The organism is Streptomyces sp. NPDC048002 (assembly GCF_040653275.1).
Taxonomy (GTDB): Bacteria; Actinomycetota; Actinomycetes; order Streptomycetales; family Streptomycetaceae; genus Streptomyces.
On sequence record NZ_JBEZNL010000068.1, the window covers coordinates 1 to 25,023 of the forward strand.

At 72.2% G+C, this 25,023-nt stretch carries 19 protein-coding genes and 1 pseudogene; 15 read left to right on the top strand and 5 right to left on the bottom strand.

The window, feature by feature from the left end:
- The 6 genes from infB to AB0E07_RS38875 all read left to right on the top strand — a co-directional run.
- Window positions 1-2,722, top strand: a 2,722-nt coding sequence (gene infB, locus AB0E07_RS38850) for a translation initiation factor IF-2 (protein ID WP_362262911.1), incomplete at its 5' end; no start/stop codon positions are given.
- 150 nt (window positions 2,723-2,872) lie between these two features.
- Window positions 2,873-3,166 (top strand): DUF503 domain-containing protein, encoded by a 294-nt coding sequence (locus tag AB0E07_RS38855; RefSeq protein WP_164436504.1) that lies wholly within the window; start codon window positions 2,873-2,875, stop codon window positions 3,164-3,166.
- A gap of 33 nt (window positions 3,167-3,199) precedes the next feature.
- Entirely contained in the window at window positions 3,200-3,646 is a 447-nt protein-coding gene (rbfA, locus tag AB0E07_RS38860) for a 30S ribosome-binding factor RbfA (RefSeq protein ID WP_351925625.1), read from the top strand.
- Window positions 3,643-4,548, top strand: a complete 906-nt coding sequence (gene truB / locus AB0E07_RS38865; RefSeq protein WP_362262915.1) for a tRNA pseudouridine(55) synthase TruB — start codon at window positions 3,643-3,645, stop codon at window positions 4,546-4,548. Before rbfA ends, truB begins: the two co-directional genes overlap by 4 nt.
- A gap of 246 nt (window positions 4,549-4,794) precedes the next feature.
- Window positions 4,795-8,601 carry a serine protease gene (locus tag AB0E07_RS38870; RefSeq protein ID WP_362262918.1) on the top strand — a complete coding sequence of 1,269 codons (3,807 nt, stop codon included), beginning with the start codon at window positions 4,795-4,797 and terminating at the stop codon, window positions 8,599-8,601.
- A gap of 126 nt (window positions 8,602-8,727) precedes the next feature.
- Window positions 8,728-9,687, top strand: coding sequence for a bifunctional riboflavin kinase/FAD synthetase (locus AB0E07_RS38875; RefSeq protein ID WP_362262921.1), 960 nt, complete (start codon window positions 8,728-8,730; stop codon window positions 9,685-9,687).
- A 78-nt stretch (window positions 9,688-9,765) separates the two neighbouring features.
- Here the strand turns inward: AB0E07_RS38875 and AB0E07_RS38880 are convergent, their stop codons facing one another.
- The gene (locus tag AB0E07_RS38880; protein ID WP_362262953.1) at window positions 9,766-12,702 is read right to left on the bottom strand and encodes an AAA family ATPase; all 2,937 of its coding nucleotides are present in this window, start codon (window positions 12,700-12,702) and stop codon (window positions 9,766-9,768) included.
- 505 nt (window positions 12,703-13,207) lie between these two features.
- On the opposite strand from AB0E07_RS38880, the gene AB0E07_RS38885 reads away from it, so the two are divergent.
- The gene (locus AB0E07_RS38885) at window positions 13,208-13,366 is read left to right on the top strand and encodes a hypothetical protein (protein WP_362262961.1); all 159 of its coding nucleotides are present in this window, start codon (window positions 13,208-13,210) and stop codon (window positions 13,364-13,366) included.
- A gap of 23 nt (window positions 13,367-13,389) precedes the next feature.
- On the opposite strand, the pseudogene AB0E07_RS38890 reads toward AB0E07_RS38885, so the two are convergent.
- Together AB0E07_RS38890 and AB0E07_RS38895 are read right to left on the bottom strand one after the other, a co-directional pair.
- Window positions 13,390-13,470, bottom strand: a pseudogene (locus AB0E07_RS38890) (SCO5717 family growth-regulating ATPase); the annotation flags it as partial.
- Between the two features lie 524 nt (window positions 13,471-13,994).
- The gene (locus tag AB0E07_RS38895; RefSeq protein ID WP_362262924.1) at window positions 13,995-14,288 is read right to left on the bottom strand and encodes a DUF397 domain-containing protein; all 294 of its coding nucleotides are present in this window, start codon (window positions 14,286-14,288) and stop codon (window positions 13,995-13,997) included.
- Window positions 14,289-14,593: 305 nt separating this feature from the next.
- Here AB0E07_RS38895 and rpsO point away from each other — a divergent pair, with 305 nt between their 5' ends.
- The 5 genes from rpsO to AB0E07_RS38920 all read left to right on the top strand — a co-directional run bounded on the left by rpsO (window position 14,594) and on the right by AB0E07_RS38920 (window position 20,029).
- The gene (rpsO, locus tag AB0E07_RS38900; protein ID WP_015657483.1) at window positions 14,594-14,881 is read left to right on the top strand and encodes a 30S ribosomal protein S15; all 288 of its coding nucleotides are present in this window, start codon (window positions 14,594-14,596) and stop codon (window positions 14,879-14,881) included.
- Window positions 14,882-15,213: 332 nt separating this feature from the next.
- On the top strand, window positions 15,214-17,433 hold the full coding sequence (locus AB0E07_RS38905; RefSeq protein ID WP_362262928.1) for a polyribonucleotide nucleotidyltransferase: 2,220 nt from the start codon (window positions 15,214-15,216) through the stop codon (window positions 17,431-17,433).
- Entirely contained in the window at window positions 17,430-18,809 is a 1,380-nt protein-coding gene (locus tag AB0E07_RS38910; protein WP_362262930.1) for a pitrilysin family protein, read from the top strand. Before AB0E07_RS38905 ends, AB0E07_RS38910 begins: the two co-directional genes overlap by 4 nt.
- Before the next feature lie 24 nt (window positions 18,810-18,833).
- On the top strand, window positions 18,834-19,586 hold the full coding sequence (dapB, locus tag AB0E07_RS38915) for a 4-hydroxy-tetrahydrodipicolinate reductase (protein ID WP_362262933.1): 753 nt from the start codon (window positions 18,834-18,836) through the stop codon (window positions 19,584-19,586).
- A complete protein-coding gene (locus AB0E07_RS38920) occupies window positions 19,586-20,029 on the top strand; it encodes a hypothetical protein (protein ID WP_362262935.1) in 444 nt (147 codons plus the stop codon). The genes dapB and AB0E07_RS38920 overlap by 1 nt, the downstream gene beginning before the upstream one ends.
- A 40-nt stretch (window positions 20,030-20,069) precedes the next feature.
- Here AB0E07_RS38920 and AB0E07_RS38925 read toward each other — a convergent pair whose 3' ends face one another.
- Together AB0E07_RS38925 and AB0E07_RS38930 are read right to left on the bottom strand one after the other, a co-directional pair.
- Complete coding sequence (locus AB0E07_RS38925; RefSeq protein ID WP_362262938.1) at window positions 20,070-20,621, bottom strand: PH domain-containing protein; 552 nt, start codon at window positions 20,619-20,621, stop codon at window positions 20,070-20,072.
- Window positions 20,622-20,764: 143 nt separating this feature from the next.
- Complete coding sequence (locus AB0E07_RS38930; RefSeq protein ID WP_362262941.1) at window positions 20,765-21,004, bottom strand: hypothetical protein; 240 nt, start codon at window positions 21,002-21,004, stop codon at window positions 20,765-20,767.
- Between the two features lie 191 nt (window positions 21,005-21,195).
- Here AB0E07_RS38930 and thyX point away from each other — a divergent pair, with 191 nt between their 5' ends.
- The 3 genes from thyX (at window position 21,196) to AB0E07_RS38945 (ending at window position 24,884) form a co-directional block, all read left to right on the top strand.
- Window positions 21,196-21,936: an FAD-dependent thymidylate synthase gene (gene thyX / locus AB0E07_RS38935; protein ID WP_362262944.1), complete on the top strand. Its 741-nt coding sequence runs from the start codon at window positions 21,196-21,198 to the stop codon at window positions 21,934-21,936.
- A gap of 210 nt (window positions 21,937-22,146) precedes the next feature.
- The gene (gene dapA, locus AB0E07_RS38940) at window positions 22,147-23,046 is read left to right on the top strand and encodes a 4-hydroxy-tetrahydrodipicolinate synthase (protein WP_362262947.1); all 900 of its coding nucleotides are present in this window, start codon (window positions 22,147-22,149) and stop codon (window positions 23,044-23,046) included.
- A gap of 152 nt (window positions 23,047-23,198) precedes the next feature.
- Window positions 23,199-24,884: a ribonuclease J gene (locus AB0E07_RS38945; RefSeq protein ID WP_362262950.1), complete on the top strand. Its 1,686-nt coding sequence runs from the start codon at window positions 23,199-23,201 to the stop codon at window positions 24,882-24,884.
- The last annotated feature ends 139 nt before the right edge of the window (window positions 24,885-25,023 follow it).

The window sequence follows — 25,023 nt, forward strand, 5'->3', positions numbered from 1 at the left end:
GCCCGAGTTCACGGCACCGCCGGCGGCTCCCGCCGCGCCGTCCGCCCCGCAGCAGGGCTCCGGCCCGCGTCCGGGCGGCCAGGCGCCGCGTCCCGCCGGTCAGGGTCCGCGTCCGGGTGCGCCCCGTCCGGGTGGCCCCGCGCAGGGCGGCCAGGGCCGCGGTGAGCGCTCCGGCGCCCCGCGTCCGGGTGGCCAGGCGCCGCGTCCCGGTGCCCGTCCGGCCGGTCCCCGTCCGGGCAACAACCCCTTCACCTCCGGTGGCTCCACCGGCATGGCGCGCCCCCAGGCGCCCCGTCCCGGCGGTGCCCCGCGTCCCGGCGGCCCCGGTGGCCCCGGTGCTCCCGGCGGCGCTCCGCGTCCGCAGGGCCAGGGCGGTCCCCGTCCCCAGGGCGCGGCGGGCGGTCCCCGTCCGCAGGCTCCGGGCGGCGCGCGTCCGACCCCGGGCGGGATGCCCCGTCCGCAGGGCGGCCCGCGTCCGGGCGGCGGTCCCGGCGGTCCGCGTCCGAACCCCGGCATGATGCCGCAGCGTCCCGCTGCCGGCCCGCGTCCCGGCGGTGGCCCCGGCGGCCGCGGTCCGGGCGGCGCAGGCCGTCCCGGCGGCGGTGCCGGTCGTCCCGGTGGCGGCGGCGGTTTCGCCGGTCGTCCCGGTGGTGCCGGCGGCGGTGCCCGTCCGGGTGGCGGCGGTTTCGCCGGTCGTCCCGGTGGCGGTGGCCCCGGCGGTGGCGGCGGCTTCGGTGGCGGCGGTGGCCGTCCCGGCTTCGGCGGTCGTCCCGGTGGTCCGGGTGGCCGTGGTGGCACGCAGGGCGCCTTCGGCCGTCCCGGCGGTCCCGCGCGTCGTGGCCGCAAGTCGAAGCGGCAGAGGCGCCAGGAGTACGAGGCCATGCAGGCCCCGTCGGTCGGCGGCGTGATGCTGCCTCGCGGCAACGGCGAGACCGTTCGCCTGTCGCGCGGTGCCTCGCTCACCGACTTCGCGGAGAAGATCAACGCCAACCCGGCGTCGCTCGTCGCGGTCATGATGAACCTCGGCGAGATGGTCACGGCCACGCAGTCCGTCTCGGACGAGACGCTCCAGCTCCTCGCCGGCGAGATGAACTACACGGTTCAGATCGTCAGCCCGGAGGAGGAGGACCGCGAGCTGCTCGAGTCCTTCGACATCGAGTTCGGCGAGGACGAGGGCGACGAGGAGGACCTGGTGGTCCGCCCGCCGGTCGTCACCGTCATGGGTCACGTCGACCACGGAAAGACCCGACTGCTCGACGCCATCCGCAAGACGAACGTCATCGCGGGCGAGGCCGGCGGCATCACCCAGCACATCGGTGCCTACCAGGTCGCGACCGAGGTCAACGACGAAGAGCGCAAGATCACCTTCATCGACACCCCGGGTCACGAGGCGTTCACCGCCATGCGTGCCCGTGGTGCGCGGTCGACGGACATCGCGATCCTCGTCGTCGCGGCCAACGACGGCGTCATGCCGCAGACGGTCGAGGCGCTCAACCACGCCAAGGCGGCCGAAGTGCCGATCGTGGTCGCGGTCAACAAGATCGATGTCGAGGGCGCCGACCCGACCAAGGTCCGCGGTCAGCTGACCGAGTACGGCCTGGTCGCCGAGGAGTACGGCGGCGACACCATGTTCGTCGACATCTCCGCCAAGCAGGGTCTGCACATCGACTCCCTGCTGGAGGCCGTGATCCTCACCGCCGACGCCTCGCTCGACCTGCGGGCCAACCCGCACCAGGACGCGCAGGGCATCTCGATCGAGTCCCGTCTCGACCGCGGCCGCGGTGCCGTGTCGACGGTCCTCGTCCAGCGCGGAACGCTGCGGGTCGGCGACACCATGGTGGTCGGCGACGCGTACGGCCGAGTCCGGGCGATGCACGACGACAACGGCAACAGCGTGGCCGAGGCCGGCCCGTCGACGCCGGTCCAGGTCCTGGGCCTGACCAACGTCCCGGGCGCGGGCGACAACTTCCTGGTGGTCGACGAGGACCGTACGGCCCGTCAGATCGCCGAGAAGCGCGCCGCCCGCGAGCGCAACGCGGCCTTCGCCAAGCGCACGCGCCGCGTCTCCCTCGAGGACCTCGACAAGGTGCTCAAGGCCGGCGAGGTCCAGCAGCTCAACCTCATCATCAAGGGTGACGCTTCTGGTTCCGTCGAGGCGCTCGAGTCCTCGCTGCTCCAGCTGGACGTCGGCGAAGAGGTCGACATCCGCGTCCTGCACCGCGGTGTCGGTGCGGTCACGGAGTCGGACATCGACCTGGCGATGGGCTCCGACGCCATCGTGATCGGCTTCAACGTCCGCGCGGCCGGCCGCGCGGCGCAGATGGCCGAGCGCGAGGGTGTGGACGTCCGCTACTACTCGGTCATCTACCAGGCGATCGAGGAGATCGAGGCGGCCCTGAAGGGCATGCTGAAGCCGGAGTACGAGGAGGTCGAGCTCGGTACGGCGGAGATCCGCGAGGTCTTCAAGTCGTCCAAGCTGGGCAACATCGCGGGTGTGCTCATCCGCTCCGGCGAGGTCAAGCGCAACACCAAGGCGCGCCTCATCCGCGACGGCAAGGTGGTCGCGGAGAACCTCAACATCGAGGGTCTGCGTCGCTTCAAGGACGACGTCACCGAGATCCGCGAAGGGTTCGAGGGCGGTATCAACCTCGGCAACTTCAACGACATCAAGGTCGACGACGTCATCGCGACGTACGAGATGCGCGAGAAGCCGCGCGCCTGACCGTCGTAGCACGCGATCGGGGCCGGTCGGCGGGGCGATTCCCTCAGGGAATTTCCGTCGATCGGCCCCGGCCGTTGCGTGTACGGTTCCCGTATCGGTGCCGGCGTGAGGCACCCGTACCCCGAACCGGCGGGACATCCGGGCACACACATGTATGTGGGGACGCTGTCCTTCGACCTGCTCCTCGGCGACGTCCACTCGCTGAAGGAAAAACGCTCCCTCGTCCGACCGATCGTGGCCGAACTCCAGCGGAAGTACGCGGTGAGCGCGGCGGAGACGGGACACCAGGACCTCCACCGCAGGGCCGAGATCGGGCTCGCGGTGGTCTCCGGGGACACGGGACACCTCACCGACGTACTGGACCGCTGCGAGCGGCTGGTCGCCGGGCGGCCCGAGGTGGAACTGCTCTCGGTTCGACGCAGGCTCCACAGCGACGAAGACTGAAGCAAGAGATCAGCACTTTAAGGAGACGGACCAGTGGCCGACAACGCGCGGGCGAAAAGGCTGGCGGACCTCATCCGGGAGGTGGTGGCCCAGAAGCTGCAGCGCGGGATCAAGGACCCGCGGCTCGGCTCGCACGTCACCATCACGGACACCCGGGTCACGGGTGACCTGCGGGAGGCGACCGTCTTCTACACCGTGTACGGAGACGACGAGGAGCGGGCCGCGGCGGCGGCCGGACTGGAGAGCGCCAAGGGCGTGCTCCGTTCCGCGGTCGGCGCGGCGGCGGGCGTGAAGTTCACCCCCACGCTGACCTTCGTGGCCGACGCGCTGCCCGACACCGCCCGGACCATCGAGGACCTCCTCGACAAGGCGCGCCAGTCCGACGCCAAGGTGCGCGAGGTCTCGGCCGGCGCCGCCTACGCCGGCGAGGCCGACCCGTACCGCAAGCCCGGTGACGACGAGGACGACGCCGCCGAATGACCCAGAAGCAGACCACGCCCGACGGACTTGTCATCGTCGACAAGCCGTCGGGCTTCACTTCGCACGACGTGGTCGCCAAGATGCGCGGGATCGCCAGGACCCGTCGCGTCGGCCACGCCGGCACCCTCGACCCCATGGCGACGGGCGTGCTCGTCCTCGGTGTCGAGAAGGCCACCAAGCTCCTCGGACACCTCGCGCTGACCGAGAAGGAGTACCTGGGCACCGTCCGGCTCGGCCAGACGACCCTGACCGACGACGCCGAGGGCGAGATCACGGGGTCGACGGACGCCTCGAAGGTCACCCGGGCGGCCGTCGACGCGGGGATCGCCAAGCTGACCGGCGACATCATGCAGGTGCCGTCCAAGGTGAGCGCCATCAAGATCAACGGGGTGCGCTCCTACAAGCGCGCCCGGGACGGCGAGGAGTTCGAGATCCCCGCCCGCCCGGTCACCGTCTCCTCCTTCACGGTGTATGACGTCCGGGACACCGTCGCCGAGGACGGCACCCCCGTCCTGGACCTGGTCGTCTCGGTCGTCTGCTCCTCCGGCACCTACATCCGGGCGCTCGCCCGCGACCTCGGCGCCGACCTGGGCGTGGGCGGCCACCTCACGGCGCTGCGCCGCACCCGGGTCGGCCCGTACAGGCTGGACTCGGCGAAGACGCTGGAGCAGCTCCAGGCGGAGCTGACCGTGATGCCCGTCGCCGAGGCCGCCACGGCCGCCTTCCCGCGCTGGGAGGTCGACACCCGGCGGGCGGGGCTGCTGCTCAACGGTGTCCGGCTGGAGATGCCGCAGGAGTACGCCGGCCGCGGGGCGGTCGCCGTCTTCGACCCCGAGGGCCGCTTCCTGGCCCTCGTCGAGGAGCACAAGGGCAAGGCCAAGAGCCTCGCCGTCTTCGGCTGAGGCCGGAACTCCGCCCATGGAGCGGCGGGCACGGGGTCGTTCTCTGCCCGCCGCTCCACGGTCCCCCCTCGGTTCCCCCACCCCTAGGGTGTATCCAGCCGCCCCCGTCTGTTCACCCTTGCGGGCGGGCGCTCGGAGTGAACCGAGGGAGCGGAAGGGGGCGCGTTCGCCACGCGATCTGTCCCGCTGATCATCCCGCCCCTACCGTCGAGGACAGGCACGGAGGTACGGCGGGGAGGTTCGACCATGGCGGCCCGGGACGTTCACGGGGCTTCCGGAGTGCAGGGGCAGACCCTGGACGACGCCCTGGTGCGCATCGTCGATCCCGCGGGCAGGCCCCGCGGCCTCGGCTTCGTGGCCGACCACCACGGCACGGTGATCACCAGCCACGAGGCGGTGGACGGCCAGCCCCGCCTGGTTCTGAGCGTCGCCGGCGGCCAAGGCTGCCCGGTGACCGCGGACGCGGTGACCCCCCTGCCCGAGCTGGACCTGGCGCTGGTGCGCACCGAGGGCCTGGGCGCCCGCCCGCTGCCGGTGACCGTCCGGGACACCGCGGAGCCGGGCGGCTACGTCAGGATCCCGGCGGGCGGCTGGCGTGAGGCCCGCGTCCTGGGCACCGCCCCGGCGGCGTACACCGCCGGGGACCGGGTCCATCAGCTGGGCGAGACCCTGGAGTTGGCGATCGGCACGGCGGGCCGTGACGCGCTGCGAGCCGGGGGCGGCGCGGCCGGGGGGCCGGTGCTGGACGCGGAGACGGGCGCGGTGATCGCGGTGCTGGCCACCGCGGTCCGCAGCGGCCATCGCTGCGAGGGCTTCGCCGTGCCACTGCGCCAGCCGCTCGACGGCTCGCTGCGGTCCGGCCTGCGCCAGCCCCTGGACGGTTCACTGCGGTCCGGCCCGCTGCGGTCCGGACCGCTCGCCGAGGTGCTTGCCGAGAACGCGATGGGCGTCCCCTGCTACGGCGCCGACCTCAACCCGGCGGGCGTCCTGGAACTGACGGCGACCACGGTCGGCCAGGACGCGCCGCTCGCGGCGACCGGACCCCAACCCGTGGAACGGACCTCCATCGCAAGGGAGTTGGCGGCGTTCACGGCCTGCCCCCGCACCTCCGTACTGGCCCTGGTGGGCGCCCCCGGCAGCGGCCGTACGACAGAACTGGCGCTGCTGGCGGACCGGCGGCACCGGGCTTCCACGCTCTGGCTGCGCGGCGCAGACCTGAAGGACGGTGACACCTCCGTGGCGGAGGCGGTCGGCCGGGCGCTGGCCCGCGCCGCCCGGATCCTCGCCGCGTCCCGATCGGTGACTCCGGAGGACCTCGGCGACCTCACCCCGGAGCGACTCGCACGGATCGTCGGCGGACCCCTGCTCCTCCTCCTGGACGGCCCCGAGGAGATGCCCCCGCGGCTCGCCCACCGGCTGGACGCGTGGACGGCGGGCACGACGGCGTGGCTCGGCCGGACCGGCGCGAAGCTGGTGATCGCGTGCGGGGCGGAGTACTGGGAGGGCGCGGGGGCGGAGTTCCCGGGGGAGGCGCTGTACGGGGCGGGTACCGCCGTGGGCGGCGGGGGCGCCTCCTTGCGGGGGGCGGTGCCGTCCGCTGCGGGTGTGTCCGAGGGCGGCGGGACTCTGTTCGACTCGGGGACGGCATTCGGCGGGGCGGTGGGCGGCGGGGGTGCCGCTGTGAGGGGAGCGGTGCCGTTCGCCGCGGGGGACTTTGGGGGCGGAGGGACCTTGTCCGCGGCGGGCTGGGTCGAGGGCGGGGCGGGTGCCGCCGGAGCTGCCACAGCCCCCGCAGGGGTCGGAGCCGCCGGAGCTGCCACAGCCCCCGCAGGGGTCGGAGCCGCCGGAGCGGCGCGTGGAAGGGGCGACGCGCCAGGTGGGGCACCGGACGTTCCCGGGGCCGACGAGGGCACCACGTCACTGCCGGCCTGCGTGCGGCTCGCGGAGCTGACGCCGGCCGAGGCGCACGAGGCGCGTGCCCGCTACGGCGTGCCCGAGGGAGTCCTCGGCCCACGGGACGCCCGGCACCCCCTCACCCTCCGACTCCTCTCCGAGGTCCGCGCCGCCCTCCCCGACGCCCCGGACACCCCTACCGACCGGGACCGGGTCCTCGCGGCGCACCTCGACCTGATGTGCCTGCGGATCGCCGTCCGCCTCGCCGCCGAGAACGGCCTGCGCGGCACCGCGGTACGGCGACTCGCCGCCAAGGTCGCCGGCCAGGTCCACGAGGCCGCCCGCCGCAGCCTCGGCCCCGGCCAGGGCGGACTGGACCGGGAGTCCTTCGAGGCCGTGTTCCCCTGGGGCCCAGCGCCCGCCGGGCTCGGCGGAGGGACCGGCTGGGCGTCCGCCGTGCTCACCGAGGGCCTCCTCGTGCCCGCCGGACACGGCTACCGCTTCGCCCACGAGGAGTTCGCCGACTGGATCCAGGGCACGCACCTCGACCTCGACGAGGCCCTGCGCGCCCTGGTCCACCGAGACCGCGCCACGAACCCCCACCCGCTCCCCGTACCCCACCACCGCATCGGTCCCGTCGTGGAGGCCCTCCTCGTCCTCGCCCGTCAACGCGGACCGCTCCGACTGGCCCTCCGTCTCCAGGAACTGGCGGACGCCCTGGACAGCGACCCGCACTCCTGGTGGGCCGCCCGACTTCTCTCCCTGACCCTGCTGCGGGTGCCCGACGCCACCCCGTACACCGACGTGCTGCGGCTACTGGCCGACCGCATCGTGGGCTGGCGGCGCCAACACCGTCCCGTACCGGCCGAGTTCGGCCCGGACTTCTGGACGGCCCTGCCGGTACCGGACGACACCCGCCTGGACCTGCTGCACCGTCTCGTCCTCGCCGACACCCGGACCGGCCCCCGCTACCTCGACGCGGTGGCGGACCTGCTCACCGCCGACGCGGGCGCCGTACAGCGCCACCTCGTCCACTGGTTCCACGACGACCGTCCGCTGCCCGCGACCCCGCACGCCACCGTGGCACGGGCCGCGCAGGCGCTGCTGCACACGCACCGGCACGGCGCCCTGGACGACCTGACGGAGACCCTCGTCGAGGCCGCCCACCCCCGCGCCGACGAACTGCTCGCCGTGCTGGCCGAGGAGGAACCGTCCGCGCTCTGCCGGGCCGTGGACCGGTGGGCGCACGACGAGCGCCCGGCGCGCAGAGTGGCGGCCATGGCGTACGGACTGCGGGTCGCCCCGCTGATCCGCACCGCCGCCGACCGCGAACTCCTCCGCTACGCCGCCCTGGCGCTGCTGGCCCGCCCCGCCGACAACAGCCTGCACGGCGGCGCGCTCGCCCTCCTCGTCCGCGACCCGCACACCCGCGCCCGCCATCTCCCGCTCGCGCTGCGGCACTTCGCGGCCGCCGACCCGCGGTTCCCGCCGAGCGCGCTGGCCGGCGCCCTGACCACCCACCCCGAACCGGTCCTGGACGCCTTCCGGGAACGGCTGCGCAGACCGGGAGCGGGCCCCGCGCTGCGCATCCTGGCCGATGTGACCACGCCGTCGCTGGCCCGTCGGGTCGCCGCACTCGTCCAGGAGGCCGTGGAGCGCCGGCCGGAGACCGCGGGGGACGTCGCCGCGTACGTGGACCGCCGCCTGGAACACGGACCGGTCGCGCGCGCCGTACTGTTCCCGCTGGTCACGGGCCTGCTCGACGGCGGCCCAGAACACGTGCGGGCCGCTCTCGCCGGGGTCCTGGCGGTGCCCGGCACGCCCGGCTCGCGCCCCCTGCGTCATGAACTGCTGGAGTTCCTCCTGGCCCGCGAGCGCGAACCCGCCGTCCTGGACGCGGTGCTGCACGCGGCCGCGCAGCACGACGACGGCGAGGGACTGCGCGAACTGGTCCACCGCACCGGCCTCCTGCTGGCCCGCACCCCGCACGGCGCGACCGTCTTCGACCGCGGGCTGGTCGACCTCGGCCGTCATGTCCCCGGCTTCGCCGCACGGGTGGCGGGCTGGCTCACCGACGCGCCCCAGGACTGGGCCCCCGTGGTCGGCCCCGGCACCCGCCGGACGATCGGCAACCTGGCGGGCGTCCATGCCCCGGCGTGACCGCAACCGGGCACGTGCGAACCGTCACAGCCTCCATGCCGATGCGGGGCGCGAGCACCCGGCATGGCACCCTTAGACCTGCGTAGAAGGTAGTGACGGACACGGGTTCGACGAGGAGCGGTCACAGTGCAGCGCTGGCGTGGCTTGGAGGACATCCCCCAGGACTGGGGGCGCAGCGTCGTCACCATCGGGTCCTACGACGGTGTCCACCGCGGGCACCAGCTGATCATCCGGCACACCGTGGACCGCGCCCGGCAGCTGGGCCTGCCCGCCGTGGTCGTCACCTTCGACCCGCACCCCAAGGAGGTGCTGCGTCCGGGCACCCACCCGCCGCTGCTCGCCCCGCACCACCGGCGGGCCGAACTCATGGCGGAACTGGGCGTGGACGCGGTCCTGGTGCTGCCGTTCACCATCGAGTTCTCCAACCTCTCCCCGGCGGACTTCATCGTCAAGGTCCTCATCGACAAGCTGCGCGCCAAGGCGGTCGTAGAGGGCCCGAACTTCCGCTTCGGCCACCGTGCCGCGGGTGACGTCGAGTACCTGGCGGAGCTGGGCAAGACGTACGACTTCGAGGTCGAGGTCGTCGATCTGTACGTGTCCGGCGAGGCGGGCGGCGGCCAGCCGTTCTCCTCGACCCTGACCCGGCGGCTGGTCGGCGAGGGCGAGGTCGAGGGCGCCGCGGAGATCCTCGGCCGCCCGCACCGGGTGGAGGGCGTCGTCGTGCGTGGCGCCCAGCGGGGCCGCGAGTTGGGCGTTCCGACGGCCAACGTCGAGACGCTCCCGCACACCGCGATCCCCGCGGACGGTGTGTACGCCGGCTGGCTGCACGCCCAGGGCGAGGTGATGCCGTCCGCGATCTCCGTCGGCACGAACCCGACCTTCGACGGCACCGAGCGCACGGTCGAGGCGCATGTCATCGACCGCGTGGGGCTCGATCTGTACGGCCTGCACGTCGCCGTCGACTTCCTGTCCTACGTCCGCGGCCAGGTGAAGTTCGACTCGCTGGACGCGCTGATCGAGCGCATGGGCGAGGACATCAAGATCAGCCGTGACCTGACCGCGGCGGCGGAGACCCCCGAGCGGTAACCCGCCCCCCCCCACGACGCCGAAGGGCGGCCGGTGCCTCACGGTCACCGGCCGCCCTTCGGCGTGCGACGCCACGTCCTACTGGGGCGGCTGCTGGGGGTGGTACGGCCCCTGCTGCGGGTGGGCCTGACCCGGCTGCTGGGCGGGCTGGGCGGGCTGGGCGCCGGGCTCGGCGGGCTGACCGGGCTGTGCGTAGGGCTGGCCGGGCTGCGGGTACGGCTGAGCGTAGGGCTGGCCGGGCTGAGCGGGCTGACCGTAGGGCTGAGCCGGGGCCTGGCCCGGTATCGGGCCGGGGACGTACGGCTGACCGGGCACCGGCTGCTGTCCCGGCACCGGCTGGCCGGGCTGGGCGTAGGGCTGGCCCGGCATCGGCTGGCCCGGCATCGGCTGGCCGGGCACCTGCTGGCCCGGCATCGGCGGGGCGGCCACCGGCGGCGGGTTGCCGTCGCTCGTCCACAGCCCGTGCGACTGCTGGTGGCGCACGAAGTCCTCCGCGACCATCGCCGCGAGGTTGAAGTACGCCTCCCGCACCTTGGGCCGCATCATGTCGAGGTCCACCTCGGCACCGGCGGAGAGGTGCTCGTCGAAGGGCACGACGATCACCCCGCGGCAGCGGGTCTCGAAGTGGCTGACGATGTCGTCCACCTTGATCATCTTGCCGGTCTCCCGCACCCCGGAGATGACGGTGAGCGAACGCGAGACGAGATCGGCGTACCCGTGGGCCGACAGCCAGTCCAGCGTCGTGCTGGCGCTGCTGGCACCGTCCACGGACGGCGTGGAGATGATGATGAGCTGGTCGGCGAGGTCGAGCACACCGCGCATGGCGCTGTAGAGCAGACCCGTGCCGGAGTCGGTGAGGATGATCGGGTACTGCCGGCCCAGGACGTCGATCGCGCGCCGGTAGTCCTCGTCGTTGAACGTGGTCGACACGGCCGGGTCGACGTCGTTGGCGATGATCTCCAGCCCGGACGACGCCTGCGAGGTGAACCGCCGGATGTCCATGTACGAGTTGAGGTACGGGATCGCCTGGACCAGGTCACGGATGGTCGCCCCGGTCTCCCGGCGCACCCGGCGGCCGAGGGTGCCGGCGTCCGGGTTGGCGTCGATGGCGAGGATCTTGTCCTGGCGCTCGGTGGCCAGCGTGGAGCCCAGCGCGGTGGTCGTCGTGGTCTTGCCGACACCGCCCTTGAGGCTGATGACGGCGATCCGGTAGCAGGAGAGGACGGGCGTACGGATGAGGTCGAGCTTCCGCTGCCGCTCGGCCTCCTCCTTCTTTCCGCCGATCTTGAACCGGCCCGCTGCCGCGGCCGGACGGCCGCTCTTCGCCTTCTGCTTCTTGTTGTTGAGCAGCCGGTCCGAGGACAGCTCCACGGCGGCGGTGTAACCGAGCGGCGCGGCACCGGGGTTGGTGGGCTGCCGCTGGTCGTGCCGTATCGGCTGCGGCCAGGCTGCGCCCGCCCGCGGGTCGACGGGCTGCTGCGGCGCGGCGGCGGGCGGCTGGGCCTGCTGCGGGAAGCCGTAACCGTCGGGCTGGGCGGGGGAGTTGGGCGCGGGCTGCTCCGGCTGAGCGGCGGGGGCGGGGGGCTGCGGGAAGCCGTAGCCTGCCTGGGGCTGAGCGGCTTGGGGCTGCGGCGCGTGCTGCTGGGGGAAGCCGTAGCCGGCCTGCGGGGCCGGTGTCTGCGGGGCCGGTGTCTGCGGGGTCGGCTGAGGGGCCGACGGTTGCTGGTGCGCGGCGGCGCCGGGGTGCGGGAAGCCATAGCCGGGCTGGGGCTGCGCGGGCTGTGCCGCCGGGGCGCCGGGCTGGGGGAAGCCGTAGCCGGGCTGCGGGGCCGGGGCGGAGGGCTCGGCCGACGGCTGCGGGAACCCCGGAACCGGCTGCTGCGGTGCGGCGGCCGCCGGCTGGGCGGGCGGCTGGTTCCACGCGGCGGGCGCGGGCTGCGGGGCCTGCGGCTGGAAGGGCTGCTGCTGCGGTGGGAACGGCGGCTGCTGAGCGGGCGGTTGCTGAGCGGCGGGCGCGGCCTGCGGCTCGGCAGGAGCGGCCGACGGCTGCTGCACGGGCCACTGGGGTGCGGCCATCGGGGCGGCGGGCTGGTATGACGGCGGCAGCGGAGGCATCCCGGCCTGCGGAGTCGGCGGGGGAGTCCAGGCGGGAGCGGGGGCCTGGGGCGCGTCGGCGACGGGTGGTACGGCGTCCTGAGGCGGCGCGGGTACGGCGTCCTCGGGCTCGACGACGGACGGTACGGCGTCCTGCGGCTCGGCGGCGGACGGTACGGCGTCCTGCGGCTCGGCGGCGGAGGGCTCGGCGTCCCGCGGCTCCGGCTCCTGGTGCGCCGGCTCCACCGGAACCGGCTCGGCGGTCACCGCGTACGCGGGCTCGGGGAGCCCGGGCACGGCGTCCGACGGCTCGCCCATGGGCTCGGCATCCGCAGGCTCGACCACTGCGGGCTCCACGGCTACGGGCTCCATGGCCACGGGCTCCATGGCCACGGGTTCGGCCACGGCGGGCTCCACGGCCACCGGCTCGGCCACGGCGGGCTCCGCCACCGCGGGCTCGGCGTCAACCGGCTCCGAATCCATCGGCTCCGAATCGACCGGCTCGGCGACCGCCGGTTCCGCGACCGGTTCGGCGTCCGCCGACTTGGCCTCCGTGTCCACCTCGGCGGAACCCTGCTCGGTCGGCTCCGCGTCCGCGACCTCGGCGCCGCCGTCGTCCACGTTCGCGTCGTCCATGTCCGTGGCGTCCGCGCTCGCGAGGTCCACGTCCGGGCCCTCCGCCCCGGCGGACTCGCGCTCGGCGAGCTGCTCCTCGGCCGTCGACTCCGCCGACTCGGCCTCGTCCGCAGTGACTTCCCGCGCCGCGGGCTCGTCCTCGGGGGCGTCCGCGACCGGCGTCGCCGCCTCCTCCGAGGACACGGTCACGTCGGCGTCGGCCGGTTCAGGGCGCGCGTCGGACTCCGCCGCGCGCTCCTCGATCTCCTGGATCTCCCGCTTCAGGGCAGCCGCGGAGAACCGCATCGTCGCGCCGCTCTCCAGGTCACCGTTCCCGAATTCCGACGAGGGCTCCTCGGCCGAAGCCGAAGCCGAAGCCGGAGCCGGAGCCGGAGCCGGAGTTGGGGCAGCGGCCGGAGCGGGCGGGCTCCAAGGCTGCTGGAGCCCGGGAAGGTTCGGCACGGCCGTGGGGGAGCCCGCGTCCTCCGAGGGAGCCGAGGTCTGGGCGTCCGGCTCGGCAGGAGCACCCTGCGGTTCGAACCCGCTGCCCACCGGCAGCCTGGGCACCGCGACCGGCCCGGCGGCAGCCGGCGGAGGCGGCGTGAACTGTGCCCCGGGCGCAGGAGCCGGCGGGGGCGGGGTGAAGGGCGCCCCCGGCGTGGAAGCGGGCGGCGCGGGCGGGGTGAAAGGCGCCCCTGGCGCGGGAGCGGGCGGCGCGGGCGGCGTGTAAGGGACCCCGGGCGCGGGCGCCGCGTGCGGTACCGGCGGCGTCAGCCCCGGCAGGGAGGACGGCAGGACAGTCGGTGAGGGCGTGAACGTAGGAGTCCCCGGAGCGGCCGTACCGCCCGGAGCCGGAGCCGGAGCCGGACCCGGAGCGGGCGTGGAGCCCGAGGCCCCCGTCCCGCTCTCGTCCCGTCCCGTCCCGGCGGAGCCGCTGGCGTTCTGCGTGTACCAGGCGGGCGGCGCGTAGTCGATGGTGAACTCGCCCGTGACCTCGTTGGCCGACTCCGCGTCGGGCTGGTCATCGCCGGGTGTGGCCCAGCCCCCGCGGATCCCGTCCCGATCGCTGCTCACAGTTCCTCCTGGTGTGGTCGAGCACCCCCATGCCGTGCCGGGGCGACCATTGCTCGTCGTCCGAAATCGTTCGAGGTAGTCCGTTCCGGTCGGTTCTCCCCCTGGGTCGCCGACGCCCGGTCCACGGGTTCTGGCGTCGCGCCCGGTACCAGCCTAATCACCACAGGCATCACCTCGGCAGGCCCGTCCACCCCCGAGCACGGGCCCACTGCGTCACAGCCTGCCCCGAAGTGGCCTACGCAGCCGTCCTATTGGTGAACAAACCGGGCGACACCTGTGAACAATCCGGAACGAAAGCGAAGCAACCCATCAACTCGGCCGCGAACCACCGCACACGGCAGGCGCGTTGGCGACCACGGAGGCGTCCCGCGCGGAACCCCGGGCAGCAACACCCGTGCGTCACAGGCGCGCAGAGCCCCGCCCGCGATCGGCCGAGTCGAGCCGAGCCGTCCGCACCCGCGCAACGCGAAAGCCCCACGCGTAATAGACCCCCCGCGGTCACCCCCGCGGTCACCCCCGGGACATCACCCCGCGTCGGCGCCCTCACCCCGCCCCGCGGGCTCCACGTCGAACTCCCCGTCCCGCGCGCCCAGCACGAAGGCCCGCCACTCCGCCTCCGTGTACCGCAGCACCGTCTCCGGAGCGAGCGAGGACCGCATGGCCACCGCCCCGTCGGGCAGGTACGCGATCTCGACGCGCTCCTCGTGCGACTCCGTGCCCGGCGCGCTCAGCCACTCGACGCCGGAGATGTCGAGGGCGTAGAGCTCGTCCCGCTCCCGCTCCTTGCGCGCCTTGATCTCCTCTTCCGTCTCCGCCATACCGGCGACCCCTTCCAGGCTTCCCGACTCCGGGCTTTCCGATTCCGGGCCTTCCGACTGCCAGAACATGATCGGCGCGCTCACCCTAGTGGCGGATTCCCCGTGATCAGGGTGGTTCCGTAACCCGTGCGAGGTCGCCCACCTCCGGCTGGTACCCTGAGTGACGGCCGTTTGTGTACGCACCCCCGGAGCGCCAGCTCTGGAGGCCGCGCTCAGCGGATCCCCGCCTCCCGAGTAACGGAAGCTCCCCCGAGACACAGACCGGGGGCACTCGGTGGCCATTCAGAAGACTACGAGGAGTACGCGTGCCGCTCGACGCCGCTACGAAGAAGCAGATCATCAGCGAGTTCGGTCAGAAGGAGGGCGACACCGGCTCCCCCGAGGTCCAGGTCGCCATGCTCTCGCGTCGGATCTCCGACCTCACCGAGCACCTCAAGACCCACAAGCACGACCACCACTCCCGCCGTGGTCTGCTGATCCTGGTCGGTCAGCGCCGCCGCCTGCTGCAGTACCTGGCCAAGAAGGACATCCAGCGCTTCCGTGCCCTGGTTGACCGCCTCGGCATCCGCCGCGGTGCTGCGGGCGCCAAGTAAGACGCCGTGAAGGGAGCGGTTCCCGGGAAAAGGGGGCCGCTCCCTTTGCTGTACGTGCGGAGTGTCACAGACGCTTTGTAGTGTGGTAGCACAACGCATGACGCACGACACAGCGTGACGGAGCCCGCCCGCCCGGGTGGAGCGAAGTCACGACTACGAGGAGAAGCGCACCTCGCCGCCGCCGGTCCTCGGTAGTGGCCCCCGGGGGGAAGCGAGCCCCGGGTGCTTCGATCGAAGACCGGCCCGCACCAGACGGCGCGCTTCTCCGCAACCGTCCCCCTGCCACACGGGCAGTGAGGGACAAAAGACGACAAGTAACGGAGAAAACGCTAGTGGAGAACGAGACCCACTACGCCGAGGCCGTCATCGACAACGGCGCCTTCGGCACCCGCACCATCCGCTTCGAGACGGGCCGCCTGGCCAAGCAGGCCGCCGGCTCCGCCGTGGCGTACCTGGACGACGACACCATGGTGCTGTCGGCCACCACCGCCTCCAAGAACCCCAAGGACCAGCTCGACTTCTTCCCCCTCACGGTGGACGTCGAGGAGCGGATGTACGCCGCCGGCAAGATTCCCGGCAGCTTCTTCCGCCGTGAGGGCCGTCCCTCCGAGGACGCCATCCTCACCTGCCGTCTGATCGACCGCCCGCTGCGCCCGTCCTTCAAGAAGGGCCTGCGCAACGAGATCCAGGTCGTCGCGACGATCATGGCGCTCAACCCCGACCACCTGTACGACGTCGTGGCGATCAACGCCGCGTCCGCGTCGACGCAGCTGGCCGGTCTGCCCTTCTCCGGCCCGATCGGCGGCGTCCGCGTCGCGCTGATCCGCGGCCAGTGGGTGGCGTTCCCGACGCACACCGAGCTCGAGGACGCCGTCTTCGACATGGTCGTCGCGGGCCGCACCCTGGAGGACGGCGACGTCGCGATCATGATGGTCGAGGCCGAGGCCACCGAGGAGACCATCAAGCTGGTCCAGGGTGGCGCCGAGGCCCCGACCGAGGAGGTCGTCGCCGCCGGTCTGGAAGCCGCGAAGCCCTTCATCAAGGTCCTCTGCAAGGCCCAGGCCGACCTCGCCGCGAAGGCCGCCAAGCCGACCGGCGAGTTCCCGATCTTCCTCGACTACCAGGACGACGTCCTGGAGGCGCTCTCCGCCGCCGTCCGCCCGGAGCTGGCCTCCGCGCTGACCATCGCCGGCAAGCAGGAGCGCGAGGCCGAGCTGGACCGTGTGAAGGTGCTCGCCGCCGAGAAGCTCCTGCCGGAGTTCGAGGGCCGCGAGAAGGAGATCTCCGCCGCGTACCGCTCCCTGACCAAGCAGCTCGTCCGCGAGCGCGTGATCAAGGAGAAGAAGCGCATCGACGGCCGCGGTGTCACCGACATCCGCACCCTGGCCGCCGAGGTCGAGGCCATCCCGCGCGTGCACGGCTCCGCGGTGTTCGAGCGTGGCGAGACCCAGATCCTGGGCGTCACCACCCTCAACATGCTCCGTATGGAGCAGCAGCTGGACACCCTCTCCCCGGTGACCCGCAAGCGCTACATGCACAACTACAACTTCCCGCCGTACTCCACCGGCGAGACCGGTCGCGTCGGCTCCCCGAAGCGCCGCGAGATCGGCCACGGCGCCCTCGCCGAGCGCGCCCTGGTCCCGGTCCTGCCGACGCGCGAGGAGTTCCCCTACGCGATCCGCCAGGTCTCCGAGGCGCTGAGCTCCAACGGCTCGACGTCCATGGGCTCGGTCTGCGCCTCCACCATGTCGCTGCTGAACGCCGGTGTGCCGCTGAAGGCCCCCGTCGCCGGTATCGCCATGGGCCTGATCTCCCAGGAGATCGACGGCGAGACGCACTACGTCACCCTCACCGACATCCTCGGTGCGGAGGACGCCTTCGGTGACATGGACTTCAAGGTCGCCGGCACCAAGGAGTTCGTGACCGCCCTCCAGCTCGACACCAAGCTGGACGGCATCCCCGCCTCCGTCCTGGCCGCCGCCCTGAAGCAGGCCCGTGACGCCCGCCTCCACATCCTCGACGTGATGATGGAAGCGATCGACACGCCGGACGAGATGTCCCCGAACGCCCCGCGGATCATCACGGTCAAGATCCCCGTGGACAAGATCGGTGAGGTCATCGGCCCCAAGGGCAAGATGATCAACCAGATCCAGGAGGACACGGGCGCCGAGATCACGATCGAGGACGACGGCACCATCTACATCGGTGCCGCCGACGGCCCGGCCGCCGAGGCCGCCCGCACCACGATCAACGGCATCGCCAACCCGACCATGCCCGAGGTCGGCGAGCGCTACCTGGGTACGGTCGTCAAGACCACGACCTTCGGCGCGTTCGTGTCGCTGCTCCCCGGCAAGGACGGTCTGCTGCACATCTCGCAGATCCGCAAGCTCGCGGGCGGCAAGCGCGTGGAGAACGTCGAGGACGTCCTCGGTGTGGGCCAGAAGGTCCAGGTCGAGATCGCCGAGATCGACTCCCGCGGCAAGCTCTCCCTCATCCCCGTGATCGAGGGCGAAGAGTCCGCCGACGACAAGAAGGACGACGCCGACAAGTGACGTCGAGTAGCTCCAAGGCGACGGCCCGCACCTCTTCGGAGGCGCGGGCCGTCGCCCGTACCCAAACCCTCATCAAGGGCAGCAACGGCATCGGCACGGTCCGTAAGACCACCCTCCCGGGCGGCCTGCGCATCGTCACCGAGACCCTCCCGTCGGTCCGCTCCGCGACCTTCGGCATCTGGGCGCACGTCGGCTCCCGCGACGAGACGCCCGCGCTGAACGGCGCCACGCACTACCTGGAGCACCTGCTCTTCAAGGGCACCGCGCGGCGCAGCGCGCTGGACATCTCCTCCGCCCTCGACGCCGTCGGCGGCGAGATGAACGCGTTCACGGCGAAGGAGTACACGTGCTACTACGCGCGCGTGCTCGACACCGACCTGCCGCTCGCCATCGACGTCGTCTGCGACATGCTCACCGGCTCGCTGATCCTCGAAGAGGACGTCAACGTCGAGCGCGGCGCGATCCTCGAAGAGATCGCCATGACCGAGGACGACCCGGGCGACTGCGTGCACGACCTGTTTGCGCACACGATGTTCGGCGACAACCCCCTCGGCCGCCCCGTCCTCGGCACGGTCGACACGGTCAACGCCCTCACCGCCGACCGCATCCGCCGCTTCTACAAGAAGCACTACGACCCGACCCACCTGGTCGTCGCGGCGGCGGGGAACGTCGACCACGCCAAGGTCGTCCGGCAGGTTCGCGCGGCCTTCGAGAAGGCCGGCGCCCTCAGGAACACCGACGCCACGCCCCTCGCCCCGCGCGACGGCAACCGGGACCTGCGCACCGCGGGCCGCGTCGAGCTGATCGGCCGCAAGACCGAGCAGGCGCACGTCGTCCTCGGCATGCCCGGACTGGCCCGCACCGACGAGCGCCGCTGGGCGCTCGGCGTGCTGAACACCGCCCTCGGCGGCGGGATGTCGTCCCGGCTGTTCCAGGAGGTCCGCGAGAAGCGCGGCCTGGCCTACAGCGTGTACTCGTACACCTCCGGCTTCGCCGACTGCGGCCTGTTCGGCGTCTACGCCGGCTGCCGCCCCTCGCAGGTGCACGACGTGCTGAAGATCTGCCGCGACGAACTCGACCAGGTCGCCCAGCACGGACTGTCCGACGAGGAGATCACCCGGGCCGTCGGCCAGCTCCGCGGCTCCACGGTGCTCGGCCTGGAGGACACCGGCGCGCTGATGAACCGTATCGGCAAGAGCGAGCTGTGCTGGGGCGGGCAGATGTCGGTCGACGACATGCTGGCCCGGATAGCCTCGGTCACCCCGGACGACGTCCGCTCGGTGGCCCGCGACATCCTGGGCCGGCGGCCCTCGCTGTCGGTCATCGGCCCACTGAAGGACAAACAGGCGTCCCGTCTGCACGAAGCGGTCGCGTAAGCCTCTCCCTAAGGAAGCAAGAAGATGAGCAAGCTGCGAGTGGCGGTCCTCGGTGCCCGGGGCCGGATCGGTTCCGAGGCGGTACGGGCCGTCGAGGCCGCCGAGGACATGGAGCTGGTCGCCGCCCTGAGCCGGGGCGACAAGCTGGAGACCCTGGCCGAGACCGGCGCCCAGGTCGCCGTCGAACTGACCACGCCCGACTCGGTGATGGCCAACCTCGACTACTGCGTGAGCCACGGCATCCACGCGGTCGTCGGCACGACGGGCTGGACCGACGAGCGCCTCGCGCAGCTCAACGGGTGGCTCGCGGCCTCTCCGGAGACCGGGGTGCTCATCGCGCCGAACTTCTCCATCGGCGCCGTCCTGACGATGAAGTTCGCGCAGATCGCGGCGCCCTACTTCGAGTCGGTCGAGGTGGTCGAGCTGCACCACCCGAAGAAGGTCGACGCCCCCTCCGGCACCGCCACCCGCACCGCCCAGCTCATCGCGGAGGCACGCCGCGCCGCGGGTACGGCCCCCGCGCCGGACGCCACGGAGACCGGCCTGGAGGGAGCGCGCGGCGCCAGCGTCGACGGCGTCCCGGTCCACGCGGTCCGCCTGCGCGGCCTGCTGGCCCACCAGGAGGTGCTGCTCGGCGGCGAGGGCGAGACCCTCACCGTGCGGCACGACTCCCTGCACCACAGCAGCTTCATGCCGGGCATCCTGCTCGGCGCCCGCCGCGTGGTGACGACCCCGGGCCTGACCTTCGGCCTGGAACACTTCCTGGACCTCGGCTGATGCGCGCCAAGCTCTCCTACGCCGTCACGGCTGCCGTCCTGCTGATCTACTTCGTCCTGGTCGGCAGCCGTGGCGTCATGCTCATCAAGGCCGGCACCCTGCTCACGGTCACCTTCGGTGTCGCGGTGCTGATCCTGCCGGCGATCGGCCTGTGGTTCCTGTGGAAGAACACCCAGTTCGTCCGCCGGGCCAACGCCCTCGCCGCGGAACTCGACGCCGAGGGCGGACTGCCCGTCGACGAGCTGAAGCGCACCCCCAGCGGCCGCATCGACCGGGACTCGGCCGACGAGGTCTTCGCCCGCCGCAAGGCCGAGACCGAGGACGCGCCGGACGACTGGCGCAGCTGGTTCCGGCTGGCCGTCGCCTACCACGACGCCCGGGACACCCCGCGCGCCCGGAAGGCGATGCAGCGAGCGATCACCCTGCGCGAGACGGCGGGCTGACCGCGCCGGGGCGCCCTGGAGAGCCCCGGGGGAGGGGCGCCTAGCGGGCCGCCTCCGCGGCCCACGCCTCGATGGTGTCCGCGGCGCGGTCGAAGGCGTCCGAGCGTCCCAGGAAGTCCGCGTTGTGCGTGGTCATCAGGGGCGGCACCTCGTCACCCGAGCGCTCGGCGCGCACCAGCGTCAGCGCCTGTCCCTGCAAGGTGCGCGGCAGCCCGAGCCAGCGCACCGGCTGCTGCACCGTGCGCACCGCGACCACCTGCGCCCACGGCAGGGTGCGGGTGGCGAAGAAGCCGACCTGGCGCAGGCCCTGCGCGCTCACCCAGACACCCATGCGCAGCAGCCGCAGCGAGACGGCGATCACGGCGAGCGCGATGCCGAAGACCACTGCGGCCGCGCTCGGCGTCCCGGCCAGCGCGATGATGACGGCCGCGAAGAGCACGTACGAGGCGAGCAGCAGCAGGAGCGCGGCCGCGCCGACCCGCCACGGGCCGGGACGGTAGGGGCGCCGCCAGCGGTCACGGTCGTCGAAGGGCAGCGCGACGTCGTCGGCCGCTTCGAAGGCGCGGTCGGCCGTAAGGAAGGGCAGGGGCACGGCTGGTCCTCACTCAATCCATGCTGGGGCTGTGCCCGGTGAGGCTATCTACCCGGGTGCCGCCCCACCACCCTTGGGGGTCCATGGGGGTACCCGTGGGGGGCCATGGGGGTACTTGCCGGGCCATTCGGGCCCTGCAGGACTCAGCGGCCGTCGGACGCCTGGGACTGCTCGTTCCGCTGCGGCGACTCGTCGAGGGACAGCGCCGGCATCCCCAGCACCAGGGAGCCCGCCAGCCCGGCCACGATGGTCAGGCCCAGCAGCCACCGCCCGGCTATCTGCCCAGCGGACGCCCGCTCGCGGGGCGGGGGAACGACATTGCTGCGGAACCGGTCCGCCTCGGCGACGAAGGCGAAGGGCACGGGCTCACGCCGACGGAACATCGGGGGTCCTGCTCCTCTCGGGACTCGAACGAACCACTGTCACCGGGACAGACGAGCGAACGGGCCAAAAGGTGCCCGGATACGCCGAATTGCCAGAACTCGTAGCGGACCGGCACCGAACGCCTCGTTGTCGGTGCCGGGCCGTAGAGTGGGCGCCGCCCGAGTGAAGTGATGGAAGGACCCTCCGAGTCGTGACCGACACCCCCGCCGACGACCTCAAGCCCAGCTTCCGCAGCGATGTCACCGTGGAGTTGGTCAAGCACAGCGCGGCCGACTCCGACGTGCTGTGGGCCGCCCGCGTCTCCACCGCCGGCGAGCAGTCCCTGGACGAGCTGAAGAAGGACCCCGAGCGTTCCAAGGGCCTCATCAACTACCTGATGCGGGACCGGCACGGCAGCCCGTTCGAGCACAACTCGATGACCTTCTTCATCAGCGCCCCGATCTTCGTCTTCCGCGAGTTCATGCGGCACCGCGTGGGCTGGTCGTACAACGAGGAATCGGGCCGGTACAGGGAGCTCCAGCCGGTCTTCTACGTCCCCGGCGAGTCCCGCAAGCTCGTCCAGGAGGGCCGCCCGGGCAAGTACGTCTTCGTCGAGGGCACCCAGGCCCAGCAGGAGCTGACCGGCCGGGTCATGGAGGACTCCTACCGCGGCGCCTACGAGGCGTACCAGGAGATGCTCGCCGCCGGCGTCGCCCGCGAGGTCGCCCGCGCGGTGCTCCCCGTCGGTCTGTTCTCCTCGATGTACGCCACCTGTAACGCCCGTTCGCTGATGCACTTCCTCGGCCTGCGCACCCAGCACGAGCTGGCGAAGGTGCCGTCCTTCCCGCAGCGGGAGATCGAGATGGTGGGCGAGAAGATGGAGGCGGAGTGGGCCAGGCTCATGCCGCTCACCTACGCCGCCTTCAATGCGAACGGACGTGTGGCCCCGTAGCTCGTCCGAGTTCCAGGCCGGGCACAGATGTGCGCATCAGCCCTACGAAGTGTCCGGATTGCGGCATTTAGAGAAGTTCATCTAGCCTGATCAAACGGACCCGGCACTGCTTGAACCCCCGAGCAGGCAGTGCCGGGCTCCACCTTTGTCCTGACTTTTCCCTCACCCCTAGGGCAGACCACGCCTTGAGCAGCGAGTAGCGTGTAACCCATGGCTCCGACCTCCACTCCGCAGACCCCCTTCGGGCGGGTCCTCACCGCTATGGTCACGCCGTTCACGGCGGACGGCGCACTCGACCTCGACGGCGCACAGCGGCTCGCCACGCACCTGGTGGACGCAGGCAACGACGGCCTGATCATCAACGGCACCACCGGCGAGTCCCCCACCACCAGCGACGCGGAGAAAGCGGACCTCGTACGAGCCGTACTGGAGGCGGTCGGCGACCGGGCCCACGTGATCGCGGGGGTCGGCACCAACGACACCCACCACAGCATCCAGCTCGCCCGTACGGCCGAGAAGACGGGCGCCCACGGCCTCCTGATCGTGACCCCGTACTACAACAAGCCCCCGCAGGAGGGCCTGTACCGCCACTTCCGGGCCGTCGCCGACGCCGCCGAGCTGCCGGTGATGCTCTACGACATCCCCGGCCGCAGCGGCGTCCCGATCAGCACCGAGACCCTCGTCCGGCTGGCCGAGCACCCCCGCATCGTCGCGAACAAGGACGCCAAGGGCGACCTCGGCCGCGCGAGCTGGGCCATCGCCCGCTCCGGCCTGGCCTGGTACTCCGGCGACGACATGCTGAACCTGCCGCTGCTCTCGGTGGGCGCGGTGGGCTTCGTCTCCGTCGTCGGCCACGTCGTCACCCCGGAGCTGCGCGCCCTCGTCGACGCGTACACCAGCGGTGACGTCCACAAGGCGACCGAGATCCACCAGAAGCTGCTCCCGGTCTACACGGGCATGTTCCGTACCCAGGGAGTCATGACCACCAAGGCCGCGCTCACCCTCCAGGGCCTGCCCGCGGGACCGCTGCGCGCCCCGATGGTCGAATGCTCACCCGAAGAGATCGAACAGCTCAAGATCGATCTTGCCGCGGGCGGGGTACAGCTCTGACATCGGACTTCGCACGGCCGCCCGTGCACTGAACTTCACAACTGAATAAGCAGGCCACCGGTGCCTGCGCCACTTCGACAACTGCTTCTGCACGAACGTCACGCGCGCCACGTGCCCACCGGTACGTGGCGTGTGTGGTTGAGGAGAGTCTTTTGAGTCATCCGCATCCTGAACTCGGCCCGCCCCCGCCGCTCCCCGAAGGCGGCCTGCGGGTCACCCCGCTCGGCGGCCTCGGTGAAATCGGCCGGAACATGACCGTCTTCGAGTACGGCGGCCGCCTGCTGATCGTCGACTGCGGTGTGCTCTTCCCTGAGGAGGAGCAGCCCGGAATCGACCTGATCCTGCCGGACTTCTCGTCCGTCCGGGACCGCCTCGACGACATCGAGGGCATCGTCCTCACCCACGGTCACGAGGACCACATCGGCGGCGTGCCCTTCCTGCTCCGCGAGAAGCCGGACATCCCGCTGATTGGCTCCAAGCTGACGCTCGCCCTGATCGAGGCCAAGCTCCAGGAGCACCGCATCCGCCCGTACACCCTTGAGGTGGCGGAGGGGCACCGCGAGCGCATCGGCCCCTTCGACTGCGAGTTCGTCGCGGTCAACCACTCCATCCCGGACGCCCTGGCGGTGGCCATCCGCACGCCGGCCGGCATGGCCGTGCACACGGGCGACTTCAAGATGGACCAGCTCCCGCTGGACAACCGCCTCACGGACCTGCACGCGTTCGCCCGTCTGAGCGAGGAAGGCATCGACCTCCTTCTCTCCGACTCGACCAACGCCGAGGTGCCGGGCTTCGTCCCGCCCGAGCGGGACATCTCCAACGTCCTGCGGCAGGTCTTCGCCAACGCCCGCAAGCGGATCATCGTGGCGAGCTTCGCCAGCCACGTCCATCGCATCCAGCAGATCCTGGACGCGGCCCACGAGTACGGCCGTCGCGTCGCCTTCGTCGGCCGCTCGATGGTCCGCAACATGGGCATCGCACGGGACCTCGGCTACCTGAAGGTCCCGCCGGGCCTGGTCGTGGACGTCAAGACCCTCGACGACCTGCCCGACCACGAGGTCGTACTGGTCTGTACGGGTTCGCAGGGCGAGCCGATGGCCGCCCTGTCCCGCATGGCCAACCGGGACCACCAGATCCGCATCGTCGACGGCGACACGGTGATCCTGGCGTCGTCGCTGATCCCCGGCAACGAGAACGCGGTCTACCGCGTGATCAACGGCCTGACCCGCTGGGGCGCGAACGTCGTCCACAAGGGGAACGCCAAGGTGCACGTCTCCGGCCACGCGTCGGCGGGCGAGCTCCTGTACTTCTACAACATCTGCCGGCCCAAGAACCTGATGCCGGTGCACGGCGAATGGCGCCACCTGCGCGCCAACGCCGAGCTGGGCGCCCTGACCGGCGTCCCGCACGACCGCATCGTCATCGCGGAGGACGGCGTCGTCGTCGACCTCATCGAGGGTAAGGCCAAGATCGCCGGCAAGGTTCAGGCCGGATACGTCTACGTCGACGGCCTCTCCGTCGGTGACGTCGGCGAGCCTGCGCTGAAGGACCGGAAGATCCTCGGCGACGAGGGCATCATCTCGGTCTTCGTGGTCGTGGACTCCTCCACGGGCAAGATCACCGGTGGTCCGCACATCCAGGCCCGCGGCTCCGGTATCGAGGACGCCGCCTTCGGGGACGTCATCCCGAAGATCACGGAGGTCCTGGAGAGGTCGGCCCAGGACGGAGTGGTGGAGCCCCACCAGCTCCAGCAGCTGATCCGGCGCACGCTGGGTAAGTGGGTCTCCGACACCTACCGGCGCAGGCCGATGATCCTCCCCGTGGTGGTGGAGGTCTGACGGTTCGTCGGCTCTGACCAGCGCGACTCCGGAGCGGGGGGGCGCCCAGGGGAAGGGGGGGCCCCGCCCCCCGGAGGTTTGTTAGGACACCCCCAAACGGACACCCCCACCAAGTTTGGCGGGATCAAAGAAATAGGGG

Excerpts from the sequence above, each read along its gene's own strand:
- AB0E07_RS38880 (WP_362262953.1), bottom strand. The coding sequence starts at position 12,702 with ATGCGGTTCTCCGCGGCTGCCCTGAAGCGGGAGATCCAGGAGATCGAG.
- AB0E07_RS38930 (WP_362262941.1), bottom strand. The coding sequence starts at position 21,004 with ATGTTCCGTCGGCGTGAGCCCGTGCCCTTCGCCTTCGTCGCCGAGGCG.
- AB0E07_RS38855 (WP_164436504.1), top strand. The coding sequence starts at position 2,873 with ATGTATGTGGGGACGCTGTCCTTCGACCTGCTCCTCGGCGACGTCCAC.
- dapA (WP_362262947.1), top strand. The coding sequence starts at position 22,147 with ATGGCTCCGACCTCCACTCCGCAGACCCCCTTCGGGCGGGTCCTCACC.
- AB0E07_RS38870 (WP_362262918.1), top strand. The coding sequence starts at position 4,795 with ATGGCGGCCCGGGACGTTCACGGGGCTTCCGGAGTGCAGGGGCAGACC.
- AB0E07_RS38895 (WP_362262924.1), bottom strand. The coding sequence starts at position 14,288 with ATGGCGGAGACGGAAGAGGAGATCAAGGCGCGCAAGGAGCGGGAGCGG.
- truB (WP_362262915.1), top strand. The coding sequence starts at position 3,643 with ATGACCCAGAAGCAGACCACGCCCGACGGACTTGTCATCGTCGACAAG.
- dapB (WP_362262933.1), top strand. The coding sequence starts at position 18,834 with ATGAGCAAGCTGCGAGTGGCGGTCCTCGGTGCCCGGGGCCGGATCGGT.
- AB0E07_RS38920 (WP_362262935.1), top strand. The coding sequence starts at position 19,586 with ATGCGCGCCAAGCTCTCCTACGCCGTCACGGCTGCCGTCCTGCTGATC.